General features: G+C 64.5%; 15 protein-coding genes and 2 pseudogenes. 10 read left to right on the top strand and 7 right to left on the bottom strand.

Annotated elements, in window-relative coordinates; translation table 11 throughout:
- The 4 genes and pseudogenes from AC0L27_RS26790 to AC0L27_RS26775 form a co-directional block, all read left to right on the top strand.
- A pseudogene (locus AC0L27_RS26790) lies at positions 1 to 101 on the top strand (chemotaxis protein CheW); the annotation flags it as partial.
- A 73-nt stretch (positions 102 to 174) separates the two neighbouring features.
- Complete coding sequence (locus AC0L27_RS26785; RefSeq protein ID WP_007600538.1) at positions 175 to 540, top strand: response regulator; 366 nt, start codon at positions 175 to 177, stop codon at positions 538 to 540.
- Between the two features lie 75 nt (positions 541 to 615).
- Positions 616 to 1,806 carry a protein-glutamate methylesterase/protein-glutamine glutaminase gene (locus AC0L27_RS26780; RefSeq protein WP_354065343.1) on the top strand — a complete coding sequence of 397 codons (1,191 nt, stop codon included), beginning with the start codon at positions 616 to 618 and terminating at the stop codon, positions 1,804 to 1,806.
- Positions 1,803 to 2,675 carry a CheR family methyltransferase gene (locus AC0L27_RS26775; RefSeq protein WP_354212065.1) on the top strand — a complete coding sequence of 291 codons (873 nt, stop codon included), beginning with the start codon at positions 1,803 to 1,805 and terminating at the stop codon, positions 2,673 to 2,675. The genes AC0L27_RS26780 and AC0L27_RS26775 overlap by 4 nt, the downstream gene beginning before the upstream one ends.
- Here AC0L27_RS26775 and AC0L27_RS26770 read toward each other — a convergent pair.
- From AC0L27_RS26770 to ctrA, 6 genes and pseudogenes are all read right to left on the bottom strand, one after another.
- Positions 2,602 to 2,808 (bottom strand): annotated as a pseudogene (locus tag AC0L27_RS26770) (hypothetical protein); the annotation flags it as partial. The gene AC0L27_RS26775 and the pseudogene AC0L27_RS26770 overlap by 74 nt on opposite strands.
- Before the next feature lie 30 nt (positions 2,809 to 2,838).
- Positions 2,839 to 3,477 (bottom strand): response regulator transcription factor, encoded by a 639-nt coding sequence (locus AC0L27_RS26765; RefSeq protein WP_354212063.1) that lies wholly within the window; start codon positions 3,475 to 3,477, stop codon positions 2,839 to 2,841.
- A 247-nt stretch (positions 3,478 to 3,724) separates the two neighbouring features.
- On the bottom strand, positions 3,725 to 4,885 hold the full coding sequence (locus AC0L27_RS26760; RefSeq protein ID WP_354212061.1) for a glutathionylspermidine synthase family protein: 1,161 nt from the start codon (positions 4,883 to 4,885) through the stop codon (positions 3,725 to 3,727).
- A gap of 3 nt (positions 4,886 to 4,888) precedes the next feature.
- Positions 4,889 to 5,311, bottom strand: a complete 423-nt coding sequence (locus AC0L27_RS26755; RefSeq protein ID WP_354212060.1) for a hypothetical protein — start codon at positions 5,309 to 5,311, stop codon at positions 4,889 to 4,891.
- Position 5,312: 1 nt separating this feature from the next.
- Entirely contained in the window at positions 5,313 to 5,717 is a 405-nt protein-coding gene (locus AC0L27_RS26750) for a DUF350 domain-containing protein (RefSeq protein ID WP_211381727.1), read from the bottom strand.
- A 168-nt stretch (positions 5,718 to 5,885) separates the two neighbouring features.
- Entirely contained in the window at positions 5,886 to 6,587 is a 702-nt protein-coding gene (ctrA, locus tag AC0L27_RS26745; protein WP_007600544.1) for a response regulator transcription factor CtrA, read from the bottom strand.
- Positions 6,588 to 7,002: 415 nt separating this feature from the next.
- Between ctrA and fliI the strand changes: the two genes are divergently transcribed.
- From fliI to AC0L27_RS26715, 6 genes are all read left to right on the top strand, one after another.
- A complete protein-coding gene (fliI, locus tag AC0L27_RS26740; RefSeq protein ID WP_106946294.1) occupies positions 7,003 to 8,328 on the top strand; it encodes a flagellar protein export ATPase FliI in 1,326 nt (441 codons plus the stop codon).
- Between the two features lie 121 nt (positions 8,329 to 8,449).
- On the top strand, positions 8,450 to 8,869 hold the full coding sequence (fliJ, locus tag AC0L27_RS26735; RefSeq protein ID WP_007606301.1) for a flagellar export protein FliJ: 420 nt from the start codon (positions 8,450 to 8,452) through the stop codon (positions 8,867 to 8,869).
- A gap of 178 nt (positions 8,870 to 9,047) precedes the next feature.
- Entirely contained in the window at positions 9,048 to 9,593 is a 546-nt protein-coding gene (locus AC0L27_RS26730) for a sigma-70 family RNA polymerase sigma factor (protein WP_354212058.1), read from the top strand.
- Positions 9,594 to 9,644: 51 nt separating this feature from the next.
- Positions 9,645 to 10,703, top strand: a complete 1,059-nt coding sequence (locus AC0L27_RS26725) for an anti-sigma factor (protein WP_354212057.1) — start codon at positions 9,645 to 9,647, stop codon at positions 10,701 to 10,703.
- 327 nt (positions 10,704 to 11,030) lie between these two features.
- The gene (locus tag AC0L27_RS26720; protein ID WP_354065333.1) at positions 11,031 to 11,990 is read left to right on the top strand and encodes a helix-turn-helix transcriptional regulator; all 960 of its coding nucleotides are present in this window, start codon (positions 11,031 to 11,033) and stop codon (positions 11,988 to 11,990) included.
- A gap of 142 nt (positions 11,991 to 12,132) precedes the next feature.
- Positions 12,133 to 13,353, top strand: a complete 1,221-nt coding sequence (locus tag AC0L27_RS26715) for an NAD(P)/FAD-dependent oxidoreductase (RefSeq protein WP_354212056.1) — start codon at positions 12,133 to 12,135, stop codon at positions 13,351 to 13,353.
- A gap of 297 nt (positions 13,354 to 13,650) precedes the next feature.
- On the opposite strand, the gene AC0L27_RS26710 is transcribed toward AC0L27_RS26715, so the two are convergent.
- On the bottom strand, positions 13,651 to 13,851 hold the full coding sequence (locus AC0L27_RS26710; RefSeq protein WP_007600553.1) for a hypothetical protein: 201 nt from the start codon (positions 13,849 to 13,851) through the stop codon (positions 13,651 to 13,653).
- Positions 13,852 to 14,078 lie beyond the last annotated feature (227 nt).

The following is a 14,078-nucleotide window of genomic DNA, read 5'->3' as shown; positions in this document are numbered from 1 at the left end:
CCAAGCTCGCCGGCGGTGTCCACCGTCTCGACGGCCAGCTCATGGTCGTCCTCGACGTCGACCGCGTCCTCGAGCTCGCGCCCGAGATGATGGCGGCCTGATACGCCGGCACATCCGCCGACGTACCTGCAATTGGAAGTGCCCCCGCAAAAGCGGGGAGAAGCAGAGGTTCACATGCGAACTTGTCTCGTCGTTGATGATTCCAGCGTCATCCGCAAGGTTGCGCGCCGGATCCTGGAGGGCCTCGACTTCCAGATCCTCGAAGCCGAGGACGGTGAGAAGGCGCTGGAGGCCTGCAAGCGCGGCTTGCCCGATGCGGTCCTGCTCGACTGGAACATGCCGGTGATGGACGGCTACGAGTTCCTCGGCCATCTCCGGCGCATGCCCGGCGGCGACCAGCCCAAGGTGGTGTTCTGCACCACCGAGAACGACGTCGCGCATATCGCGCGCGCGCTGCACGCCGGCGCCAACGAGTACATCATGAAGCCCTTCGACAAGGACATCGTGACGGCGAAATTCCAGGAAGTCGGCCTTATCTGAGCGACCGCCCCGGAGGCTGAACGGCTCCTTCGGCGTTTGTTTTCAACTGACCGTTTCAGTCTGAGTTGGTGAGTAATGAGTGTTGCGTTCGCAGGTAATTCGACCCCGGGCTCGTCGCGGGAAGCCGGACCTTTGCGGGTGATGATCGTCGATGACTCCGTCGTCATTCGCGGACTGATCTCGCGCTGGGTCGGTGCCGAGCATGACATGGAAGTTGCGGCGTCGCTGCGCACCGGGCTCGAGGCGGTCAACCAGATCGAACGCATCAACCCCGACGTTGCCGTCCTCGATATCGAAATGCCCGAGCTCGACGGTATCTCGGCGCTGCCGCAACTCCTGGCGAAGAAGCGCGATCTCGTCATCATCATGGCCTCGACGCTGACCCGCCGTAACGCCGAAATCAGCTTCAAGGCGCTGTCGCTCGGCGCAGCCGACTACATTCCGAAGCCGGAATCGACGCGCGAGGCGTCGGCTGCGGACATCTTCCACCACGACCTGATCCAGAAAATCCGTCACCTCGGCGCACGGCTGCGCCGCAAGGCCGCGGTCGCGAGCCCGCCGCTGGCGCCCCCAAGCCCGGCTCCGGCTGCACGTGGACCGGTTGTCGCGCGGCCTGCGGCGGCTCCGGCGGTGCATGCGTCGTCGTCCTCGGTGCTGTCCACGCGTCCGTTCTCGACCCAGGCGCCGAAGGTGCTACTGATCGGCTCATCGACCGGCGGTCCTCAGGCGCTGATGGCGCTCGTCACCGAGCTCGGCCCCGTGATCGACCGCGTCCCGGTGCTGATCACCCAGCACATGCCGCCCACCTTCACCACCATTCTCGCCGAGCATCTGGCACGCACGAGCCGCAAGCCTGCGGCCGAGGCGATCGATGGCGAGCCGGTGAAGCCGGGCCGCATCTATCTTGCGCCGGGCGGCAAGCACATGCGCGTCGTGCGGAGCGGCGCCGACGTGGCGATCGCGCTCGACGACGGTCCCGCCGTCAATTTCTGCAAGCCCGCGGTCGATCCGCTGTTCACCTCCGCCATCGACATCTGGCATGGCGCTATCCTCTCCGTGATCCTGACGGGCATGGGCTCGGACGGCATGCGCGGCGGCAAGGACATCGTCGCCGCCGGCGGCAGCGTGATCGCGCAGGACGAAGCTTCCAGCGTCGTCTGGGGCATGCCGGGCGCAGCGGCCAATGCCGGCATCTGCGCGGCGATCCTGCCGCTCAACCAGATCGGCGCCCGGGTCAATCGCCTGTTCGCGGGAGACCGCTCGTGACGCCGGTTGACTACGACTATCTGCGCAAATTCCTGAAAGAGCGCTCCGGCCTCGATCTCTCCCCGGACAAGCAGTATCTGGTCGAGAGCCGGCTGCTGCCGCTGGCCCGCAAGGCGAGCCTCGCCGGGATTCCCGATCTCGTGCTGAAGATCAGGAACGGCGACGGGCGGCTTGCAAGCGACGTGGTCGAAGCGATGACCACCAACGAGACCTTCTTCTATCGCGACAAGATCCCGTTCGATCATTTGCGCGAAACGATCCTGCCGGGGCTGCTTCGGGCGCGCGCGGCGCGCAAGTCGCTGCGCATCTGGTCGGCGGCGTCATCGACGGGACAAGAGCCCTATTCGATCGCGATGTGCGTGAAGGAGATGGGCGCAGCCTTCGCCGGCTGGCGCATCGAGATCGTCGCCACCGATTTGTCGCAGGAGGTGCTGGAGAAATCCAAGGCCGGCGTCTACAGCCAGTTCGAGGTGCAGCGCGGCCTGCCGATCCAGCATCTGATGAAATACTTCACGAAGGCGGGCGAGGTCTGGCAGCTCAATGCCGACATCCGCGCCATGGTGCAGTTCCGCCAGCTCAATCTGTTGCAGGACTTCTCCCATCTCGGCACGTTCGACGTGATCTTCTGCCGCAACGTGCTGATCTATTTCGACCAGGACACCAAGGCGGTGATCTTCGAGCGCATGGCAAAGGTTTTGGAAGCCGACGGTACGCTGCTGCTCGGCGCCGCCGAATCCGTCGTCGGCATCACCGACGCCTTCCGCCCGATCGCCGACCGTCGTGGTCTCTATCAGCTCAATCCGACGCGCTCCGGCCGCCCGATGGGCGGATTGATGCCGCCGTCGTTGAGGGTGGCAGCGGCGCGGTGACACCGCCATTTGCATTGCCACCTGCATTATGGCGGACCGCTGCGCGCGCCACCGGACGAGGCCTGAGCACGACGCCGGCCCGGGCAACGCAACCCACCGGATATTCGACGTACTGGCAATATACGACCGCGGAGCGGCAGGTAGCTGCAAACTGGTGGAGTTGTCAGGCCGTCCCTCCCTCGTCGGATGCGCCGTCCAAGACGCCGATCCGCTCGGCAAGAGAGACCAGCTCGGCTAACGACCGAACCTGCATTTTCTCCATCAAGCCGTGGCGGTGAGCTTTGATCGTGCGCTCGGTCGTTCCGAGCGTGTGTGCGATCTGCTTGTTGATTTTGCCCCGAACGACAAGGTCGAAGACCTGTCGCTCGCGCGGCGTCAATTTAGCGAGACGAGCACGAGCCATGTTCAGCATGGTCTGCAGGTCTCGTGACGATCGATGGTGTGCCAAGGCTCCGGCGATTGCGCGAAGAAGGTCTTCTGAGCTTACCGGCTTGCTCAGAAAATCCTGCGCACCCGCCTTTATGGTTCGCACAGTTATTGGAATGTCGCGATGGCCGGAGAGAAATATGATCGGCAATGTCGAGCCGAGCTCGCTCAATTGTTTTTGGAGCGCAGGGCCGTCCAAGTCGGGGATTTGCACATCGAGAAGGATGCAGCTCGGAATGCTGTCGCTCGGCAGTCGGTCCAGCAACGCCTGCGCCGACGCATAGACGGCGACCTCGTAACCGGCGTGCCTTAAATGACGCTCCATGGCCGTCAGGAACGACAGGTCGTCATCAACGATATGCACGAGCCCCGGCACCGGTCCCCTCTCCGTTGCAAAGAGCGTACCGCGCTATTCAGGTCGCCTAAGTATCTTTGTGCGCACATTTAACACATAGCTGATCTGTCGCTGCGAAAAGTCTCTATGCACTTTGTGCCACGCCGCCGCGGTGCCCTGCCTTGTCGACGCGCGAGCCGCGAGCCCAACTGACACTTGAACTCGCGAATAGAACCTCTCATCCGGCGCTACGCGGCGACCTTCTCCCAGAAGGGAAGAAGGGTATCTTTCACAAAATCGCATGCGGCAGAAACCGCGAGCCGTTGCCGGTGATCGGGCTCTCGTCCTCGCGGATCGACAGGCCGCAGGGTTCGTGATCCACCAACCAGCTTCCCACCACTGGATAGAACTCTGAGAAGTTCGGCAGCGGTGCGAGCGCCTGTCGCACGAATCCCTCGGCGCCGTAGGGACCTGCCTGCTCGTCGAGCGGCATTCCGCCTGATACCAGCGTGACATTGGCGCCTTCGCGCGACAGCAGCGGCTTGCGCACATAGGAGCTGCCGAGCTCGGCTGCCCGCGGATCGTCCTCGAAGAACGCCGGCAGCAGATTGGGATGGTTCGGAAACATCTCCCAGAGCAGCGGCAGGATGCCCTTGTTGGAGAGCACCGCCTTCCACGGCGGTTCGATCCAGCGTGTCGGTGCGCCCTTGAGCTTTGCGCCGAAGCTGTCGTGGAACATCCATTCCCAGGGATAGAGCTTGAAGGCTAGCGCGATGTCGCGGCCGTCGAGATCGACGAAGCCGCCGGCATCATTGCGCCAGCCGATCGCCTCGACATCCAGGAGCGTGGTCGTCAGTCCCGCTTGGCGCGCGGTGTCTTCGAGATAAGCAAGCGTGCCGGCATCCTCCTCATTGCCCGTGGTGCCGGTGAGATGGACGTGGCGGCTGGCGGCAATCTGCTTCCACGCTTCGATCAGTCGTTCGTGGATGGAATTGAACTGGTCGGCCCGCGACGGGATGATGCGCCGTTCGATGGCCTGTTCGAGCCAGGTCCATTGAAACACCGCGGCTTCGAAAATCGAGGTCGGCGTATCCGCGTTGTATTCGAGCAGCTTTGCCGGCCCCTTGCCGTCAAATTTCAGATCGAGCCGGCCATAGAGGCTGCGGTCCTCTCGTGCCCAGCTCTCGGCGATCAGGCTCCAGAACGCGTCCGGTATCTTCAAGCGTTGCAGATGACGCTCGTCGCCGATCACGCGGCCGGCAAGCTCCAGGCACATCGCGTCGATCTCGCCGGTCGGCGTCTCGATGCCGCGCTCGATCTCGTCGAGCGTGAAGGCGTAGTAGGCGCGCTCGTCCCAATAGCGCTCGCCGTCGATGGTGTGAAAGGCGAAGCCGCATTGTTCGGCGGTCTGCCGCCAGTCGTCGCGCTCGGGGCAGACGATGCGTCGCATGGGTCAGCCGCCGCCAGAGAAGCCATGGCCAAACGAGCCGAAGCCGCCGCGGCTCACGCCGCCGGAGCCTGAATCGGACGACGTTCCGGACGAGGAATGGCTCGATGAATCGCTGCTGAAGAAACTCGATCGCGACGACCAGCGTGAGCTGCCGCCGCTGCCCGACGAGCTGCTTCTGCTGCTGCAGGCGGTGCTCGCCTGCACCGGCGCGGCTCCGGGGATCGTCGCCCCGGGAACGATCGCCCCGGCAGCAGAGGGCTCGCAATTCTGCCGCGGCATTAGCGTGTAGGCGGTGGTGCCGACCGCGATCGTGCCCATCACCAGCAGCGCGACACGGCCAGAGCGCTTCACCTGCTGCTGTGCGGGCGGCGGTCCCGCCGCCGGCCGGCGCTTGCCGAACTCCTTTTTGGAGGGCTTGTCGGCCATGTCAGTAGATCATGCAGGCGGCGTTGAGCAGGCCCGCGGCGAGCGAGGACAGCCCGAGCCAGATTGCGGGCGCAAGCTCGCCGGCGGCGATCCTCGCCGGCAGGTTCGGCACCGGCACCCTCACCAGAAAGAGCACGATGATCTGCACGATCAGCGCGATGATCGCCCAGATGAGGCAATCCAGCACATTGGCCGAATGCGCGATGGCGCTGACCAGCGGCGCGACGAAGCCGAGCAGGCTGAGGCCGAGTGCAATCGCCGCGGCCGGCTCGTTGTCGCGGATCAGCTGGAATTCGTTGTACGGAGTGATGCGGGTGTAGACGAACAGATACGCCACGATCGCGATCAGCCCGGTGCAGAAATAGACCAGGAAGGCGGGCAGGCCGGCGAGTGATTGCAGGATCATCGTTCCCCCATCGTGCAGCGACCATTCGTCGGCGGGGGAAGGGTAGCGGTTCAACGGCCGGAGGACGATGAGGCCGCGCTCGCATCCCAAAAAACAAAACCCCGCCATTTGCGGCGGGGTCCAGGCTGGGAGGAGCAAGCCCCGAAGGGCTCGCGGGTAAACCCAGGATCAGGCGGGAATGCGCTCTTCGACCTCGTGCGGCTCGCGCAGCACGTAGCCGCGGCCCCACACGGTCTCGATGAAGTTGCGGCCTTCCGAGGCATTCGCGAGCTTCTTGCGGAGCTTGCAGATGAAGACGTCGATGATCTTCAGCTCGGGCTCGTCCATGCCACCATAGAGGTGGTTGAGGAACATTTCCTTGGTGAGGGTCGTGCCCTTGCGGAGCGAGAGCAGCTCCAGCATCTGGTATTCCTTGCCGGTCAGATGCACGCGCTGGCCGCCGACTTCCACCGTCTTGGTGTCGAGGTTGACGACGAGGTCGCCGGTCTGGATCACCGACTGGGCATGTCCCTTGGAGCGGCGCACGATCGCGTGGATGCGGGCAACCAGCTCATCCTTGTGGAAGGGCTTGGTCATGTAGTCGTCGGCGCCGACGCCGAGACCCTTGACCTTGTCCTCGATGCCGGCAAGGCCGGAGAGGATCAGAATTGGTGTCTTGATCTTGGAGACCCGGAGCTGCTTGAGCACGTCGTAGCCGGACATGTCGGGCAGATTGAGGTCGAGAAGGATAATGTCGTAATCGTATAATTTACCGAGATCGACGCCTTCTTCCCCCAAATCGGTCGTGTAGACGTTGAAGCTCTCAGACTTCAACATCAGCTCGATCGACTGCGCGACGGCGCTGTCATCTTCAATCAGCAAAACGCGCATGCCAGTTCCCCATAGTCGCCGCTCCTGGGCGTCAGGTCGGCCGCATTCGCGGCACACAACAAAACGCCTTTGAACAACTGATTCGGATCCTGACAACAGATGGTTAACAAATTCTGATTCTGGAACGCAAGCCCTGTAGATGCAATTTTCGTCGAATCGCCCTAAGGTCTTGTGTGCGAAGCAGCTTTCGTTATCCGGTTGCGTTCAAGTTCCACTTTAAGAGACGGGCCTAACCGACTCCCGCGACTCAGCCTTCTTCTGAAGGGGAGCCACGCTCAGTCACAAAGACAGTGACGCAATGATTAACGATGCGGGTAAACACGAAGTTAAGCGCCGTTCAGAAATATGGCGAAACTTAAGGTATTCGCCACGAAGCCCGGGATTATGAAGGCGATCACCTCATGAAGGCCCTCTTATGAAGGCTCTTGCCGAACAGATCGGCGACATTGACGGCATCAATATTTACGGCCGTGTTGTCGGCGTGCGCGGCCTGATGGTCGAGGTGGCCGGCCCGATCCATGCGATGTCGGTCGGCGCGCGGCTCGTGATCGAGACCGGCGGCAACCGTTCCATCCCCTGCGAGGTGATCGGCTTCTCCGGCAACAATGCCGTCGTGATGCCGTTCGCCGGCCTCGACGGCGTGCGGCGCGGCTGCAAGGCCGTCATCGCCAATGCCGCAAATCAGGTGCGGCCTTGCGCGGCCTGGCTCGGCCGCGTCGTCAATGCGCTGGGGGAGCCGATCGACGGCAAGGGACCGCTGCCGCAGGGCCCGGCCCCGATGCCGTACCGCAATTCGCCGCCGCCGGCGCACTCGCGCAAGCGCGTCGGCGCGCCGCTCGATCTCGGCGTGCGCGCGATGAACACGTTCCTGACCTGTTGCCGCGGCCAGCGCATGGGCATCTTCGCAGGCTCCGGCGTCGGCAAGTCGGTGCTGCTCTCGATGCTCGCGCGCAACGTCGATGCCGCGGTCAGCGTCATCGGGCTGATCGGCGAACGCGGCCGCGAGGTGCAGGAATTCTTGCAGGACGACCTCGGCGAGGAGGGCCTGGCGCGTTCGGTCGTCGTGGTCGCGACCTCCGACGAGCCGGCGCTGATGCGCCGCCAGGCTGCGTATTTGACGCTCGCGGTCGCCGAATATTTTCGCGACGAGGAGCAGGACGTCCTTTGCCTGATGGATTCGGTGACGCGCTTTGCCATGGCCCAGCGCGAGATCGGCCTGTCCGCAGGCGAGCCGCCGACCGCCAAGGGCTACACGCCGACCGTGTTCACCGAGCTGCCGAAGCTTCTGGAGCGCGCCGGTCCGGGCCTGGGCGAGGGCGCCATCACTGCGATCTTCACGGTGTTGGTCGATGGCGACGACCATAACGAGCCGATTGCGGATGCCGTCCGCGGCATTCTCGACGGCCACATCGTGATGCAGCGCTCGATCGCCGAGCGCGGCCGCTACCCCGCCATCAACATCCTCAAATCCGTCTCCCGCACCATGCCGAAATCGGCCGACCCGCAGTTCTGGCCGACCATCCAGAAGGCGCGGGCGGTGATGGCGACCTATGCTGACATGGAGGAATTGATCCGTCTGGGCGCCTACCGCGCCGGCTCCAGCCCCGAGGTCGACGAGGCGATCCGCCTGCACGAGCCGCTGGAGGCCTTCCTGCGCCAGCGCAAGGACGAAAATGCGTCGCTGGCGGACGGCTACCGTCAGTTGGCGCAAATCCTCGGCAATTTGGAAACGGAACGCTAACTTTGTCCCGTCATCATCCCATCCCACAGAGTAGCAGAGCCGGTCTTGGCCCCCGTCGGGCCTGTGGGGAGACCGGTGTTGTCCCACGCGCAGCCAAGGGACTTCTGGGGAGTACGAGTCGATGAAGTCACGTGATACCCTCATCCGCCTGAAGAAGTTTCAGGTCGACGAGAAGCGCCGCCGGGTCACCCAGATCGAGACCATGATCGCCGACTTCCAGCGGATGTCGACCGATCTTGAACGCGAGATCTCGACCGAGCAGGAGCGCGCCGGGATCAACGATCCCTCGCACTTCGCCTATCCGACCTATGCCAAGGCTGCCATCCAGCGTCGCGAGAACCTGACCCGCTCGGCCGACGAGCTGAAGGGCCAGCTCGACGAAGCCAAGGCTGCGCTGGCCGAAGCCTTCGAGGAGCTGAAGAAGGTCGAGCTCCTCGACGAGCGCGATCAGGCCCGTGAACGGGCCGAGGAAAACGCCCGCGAGCAGGCCGATCTCGACAGTATTGGCCTGATGCGTGCCCGCATGGGCGCCGTCGCCTGAGACGCTAGCCGCCAGACCTGCGAGAATTTGCAAAACCCGGACCCCAAAGGTCCGGGTTTTCGCATGTGCTGTCCACAGAGTGGCGCCGCGCCCCCTTGGTGGTCGGCTTTGTCGCGCGCTATGGTGGCGGGGTGCCAGGGCCCGCGCGGAACGCGAGGGCCGCGCATTGGGGGACTGAATGCTGACGCCAGCAGAGCTGGTCGGGCTGATTGGGGCGGTAGCGCAGGGCGATCAGGCCGCGTTCGAGCGCCTCTACGTCGCCACGCGCGCGAAACTCTATGGCATCGTGCTCCGTATCTTGCGCCGACAGGATCTAGCAGAGGAGGTCATTCAGGAGGCCTACGTCAAGATCTGGAACAGCGCCGGCCAGTTCAATCCCGCTCTCGCGTCGCCGATCACCTGGATGGCGTCGATCGCGCGCAACCGCGCCATCGACATCGTGCGCAAGAAGACGGAAGTCTCCATCGAGGAAGAGCCGCAGGCGATGGAAGTCGCAAGCGATAGCCCCGATCCGCTGGCGCGGCGGGAGATGAGCGAGGAATTGAAGCGGCTCCTGGAATGTATCGGCCGGCTCGAACCGGACCGTCAGAGACTCGTGCTTCTCGCCTATTACAACGGCTGGAGCCGCGAGCAATTGGCGGAGAAATTCGCAGCGCCCGTCAACACGGTGAAGACGTGGCTTCGGCGCAGCATGATGGATATTCGCGAATGTCTCGGGCTATGAGGTTCGAGCCATGAGAGCTCGTACTGTGAGGATGGGTCTGGACCGCAAGTGATGGCCTATACGGAGGACCATATCGCGCTCGCCGCGGAATATGCGCTCGGCACGCTCGACGCCGGCGAGCGCGCGCAGGTCGAGACCATGATGGCGGTGGACAAGGCGTTCGCCGATGTTGTGCAGGCGTGGGCATTCCGGCTCGGCGTCCTCAACCAGATGGTCGGCTCGATCCAGCCGCGTCCGATCGTATGGGAGAACATCAGGTCCGAGCTCGCGCGGACGGCCTTTGCGCAGGAGCCGCCAGCGCTGCCGGATGTCGCGCCGCCACCTGTGCCGGAGTTTTCCTCGCCCGATACCGTGCCTCCGCAGGTGCCGTCGGAGACTATGCAGCAACCGGGGCCGCAGCCGCCCGAAGCGGAGCAGCCCGATCCGGCGCGACTTGCGTCCGATGCGCTTCCCGATGTCGCGCCGATATTCATGCCGCAGGTCCACGCGCCGGACCCGGAGGTCGTGCGCGCGCCACCGCCGCCGGTTGCCGACAACAGCAACGTGATCCAGCTCGAGGGCCGCGTGAAGCGCTGGCGCACCATCGCATCCGCCGTCGGCGCGCTCGCGGCCGCGCTGCTCGTGACGCTGTCGCTTCAGATCTTCCAGCCCGAGGCGCTGCCGGGCGGCTTGCGACCGGCGCCACGCATCCAGACGGTCGAGGTGAAGACACCGGCGCCGCTCCCGGCGGCGGCGTCGCAATATGTGGCGCTGTTGCAGGGCCAGGGCGGCGGTCCCGCCTTCATCCTCACCATCGACGGTGCGACCAAGAACTTTACCGTGCGCAAGGTCGGCGCGACACCGGAGCCCGGCAAGAGCTTCGAGCTCTGGCTAATCTCCGACAAGCTGCCGCGTCCGCGCTCGCTGGGTGTGATCGGCGCCGGCGATTTCACCGCGCGACCGGTGCTCGGTTCGTACGATGCCGACGTCGTCAACGGCGCGACATACGCGGTCACCGTCGAGCAGACCGGCGGTTCGCCCAGCGGCCAGCCGACCTCGGCGCCTGTATTTTCCGGCAAGCTGATCGAGACCGTGCCGCCGTCACAGCCGCAGGCGCCCGCGAAGAAGTAGGTTTCTACTGTCGTCCTGGCGAAAGCCAGGACCCATTACCCCAAGAGCTTGTCGCAAGAATGAGTGGTGGCAACACGGGTGAGCAACCATCGGCGCTCGCTCTGCTCGCTTGTCCAGGACGACACCGGGGAGGCATTGGACGCTTCAACATCGTCGTGGCAATGCCTGATCGTTTCCTGTCGCCACGGTCCGTCCCGCCGTCGTATCCCGACAAATCCCGCAGAATCCGCCCTCAATTTGAACCTCTCTGCATGTCGCGGCGTCAAATGCCCGGAATTTGCAGTCGGCGCCCCCCAATCATGGTGCCGGAGAGGGGCGAGAAATCAGATGGATGCAGCGAAAACGTCGGGCATCTTCATTCACCAATATGCGGGGCTGCCACACGGCCCGGCCTTCGAACATTGGCGCGAGCGGACTTTCGGAGCCTGCGGCCTGGATATCGGGCCGAGCCGGGGCGATAGCATCGATTGCCGGCTTCAGGTCAGCGTGGTCGACAATATCGCGCTCGCCATTCCCGAAGGCGCTTCCGCGCAATATTCGCGCACCCAGAGCCACCTTGCCGACGGCAGCGACGATCTCGTCCTGATCGCGGCACATGCGGGTCTCGTCCGCGTCGGGCAGAACGGCCATGCCGTGGAGCTTGCGCCCGCGCAGATGGTGCTCGTCGACATGGGCATCACCGGCACGGTCGGCCACACCGAGGAAGATCGCTTCACCACCATCCGCATGCCGCGCCGCGCGCTGCTCGACATCAATCCGCGCGCCGAGGACAAGCTGTCGCAAGTGCTCTCGGATGGCGCGGTCGCCGAGACGATTTTCCGCTACCACTCCCTAGCGGCCCATCACGCGCCGCATCTCGACGCCGTCGGCCAGCGCCTGACCGCGCAGCACATGGTCGATCTCGTCGGTCTCCTGCTCGGCACCGATGCCGAACATGCAAGTCTCGCGCGCGGGCGAGGTCATGCGGCGGCCCGTCTCGATCTCATGCGCGCCGACGTGATGGCCGCGCTTGGCCGCAACGATCTTTGCCTGTCCGAGATTGCCACGCGCTCGGGCCTGAGCCCGCGCCAGGCACAGCGCCTGTTCGAGCAGGCCGGAACGACCTTCACCGAATTCGTGCTGGAGCAGCGCCTGCTGCAGGCGCGCAAGCTGCTCAGCGATCCCCGCGCCAGGACGCGCAAGATCAGCGACATCGCGCACTCATCCGGCTTCTCCGATCTGTCCTATTTCAACCGCGCCTTCCGCAAGCGCTTTAGCGCGACGCCGTCGGAACTGCGCGAGGCCTAAGCCGCGCCGACAATTTGTGCGGCGCGGCGGTGCCGCCGCCGTTGGTGCGCCCGGCCGGATGAGCTATATCTGTCTGCGCGGTCAGACGGCTTGATCGTTCGTCGCTTCGTCGTCGCTCTCTTGGGAAATGCAGTCAACGGACATGGCGCGTATCGTCGTGCTCGGCGCCGGGTTTGCAGGTCTGTGGGCGGCCATCGGTGCCGCACGCAAGCGCGAGGAGATCGGCGCGGCCGGCCGTGACATCGAGATCCGTGTCGTCGATCGCAATCCCTATCACAACATCCGCGTCCGCAATTACGAGGCCGATCTCAGCGAGGTCGCGCTGCCGCTGCCGCAACTGCTCGATCCGATCGGCGTGAGTCACGGCATCGGCGCCGTCGAAGCCATCGATCCGGAACGGCGCGAGATTTCGCTGGTCACGGGTGGTGGCGACGAGACGCTGGCTTATGACCGGCTGGTGCTGGCGCTCGGCAGCGAAGTGATGCGTCCCGACATTCCCGGCCTTGCCGAGCATGCTTTCGATGTCGACACTTATGCAGCGGCGCTCCACCTCGAGGGCCATCTCACTTCGCTCGGACGCAGCGTGCCCGCGCCGGGGCGCTCGACGATCGTCGTGGTCGGCGCGGGCTTCACCGGCATCGAGGTCGCGGCCGAGATGCCCGACAGGCTGGCGCGTGCCGGCATCACCGGCAGCCACCGTATCATCCTGGTCGATCCCAATCCTGCCGTGGGCGCAACGATCGGCGCGCATGCGCGTCCCGTCATCGATGCGGCGTTAGCCTCGCTCGGCGTCGAGACACGGCTTGGCGTCCGTGTCGTCTCCGTCGAGGCCGCCGGCCTGCGCCTGAGCTCGGGCGAGGTCATTCCGACGCGGACAGTGATCTGGTGTGCCGGGATGCGCGCGAGCCCCTTGGCCGCGAGCTTCCCGGACGCACGCGATCGCCTTGGGCGCCTTCTCGTCGATCCCATGATGCGGGTTGCGGATGTCGGCGGCGTGTTCGCGGCCGGGGATGTCGCCTCGAGCGTGGTCGACGGCTTGCATCCGACCGTGATGTCCTGCCAGTTCGCGCGTCCCATGGGCCGCTTCGCCGGCCACAACGTGGTCGCCGATCTCGCGGGCCTGCCGATGCTGCCGCTCCGGATCGACTGGTATGTGACCGTGCTCGATCTCGGCGGCTGGGGCGCGCTCTACACGGAAGGATGGGACCGCGAAGTCCGCGCCACCGGCGCGGCCGCGAAGGCAACCAAGCAGACCATCAACCGCAAGCGCATCTATCCGCCGCTCTCGGGGCGCAAGGATGAACTGTTCGCCGCAGCCGCGCCGACCGTGCAGGCGCCGCCGCCGACGTATGGGGCGCGGTAGTCCCAATTCGGTGTCATCGTCCGCGAAGGCGGACGATCCAGTATTCCAGAGACAGCGCGGGAATACGGAGAGGCTGCGGCGTACTGGATTCCCCGCCTACGCGGGGAATGACAGCGCCAGTAGCACACAGTTGCCCGTGCTACATACGCCAGCAAACAATACCCCAGACATGAGAAAGCGCCCGTGGGGGGCGGGCGCTTTCTGTAGTCGACTTGGGGTTGGGGTCGTCTACATATCCACGTGGCGACTTTGGGGGGCTGATAAAGAGCCGCGTGAATTCCTGAAACTCAAATCTCCTTAGCGAACGAGCGAAACGTTCGAGCTGGTGATGGCGATCGGCTTGCCGGCCTTCATGACGCGAGCGGTCTGGGTCAGGCCTTCATCTGAACTCGTTCGCGCGGTGATCCCGAGACCCGCCACCGCGATGCCGGCAACGAGCGCGACAACCACGATCTTGAGGTGGGTCGAGCGATCTGCGCTGTAAATCGAGTGGTTCATGGAAGGCTCCTGCCGCCACCTACCCGAAGTAGTCGCCTGCGTGTTTGGGCAGGTTCATGCTTCCGGTGCCCAACAACCTAGTATTGGGGGGATTCGTTCCCAAGGGGCGATCACAAGAGCGTGACAGGACGTGAGAAGCCGCGATCAAAAACGGCCCTTGATCGTGCAATTTGGCAATTATTTCAAAGCTGTAATGTGTCTGCCAGGCGCCTTGCCGGCCGTCGATC

The organism is Bradyrhizobium sp. Ken51, from assembly GCF_055807435.1.
The sequence above is the reverse complement of the archived record's forward strand: the minus strand, read 5'-3'. Positions and strand labels throughout refer to the sequence as shown.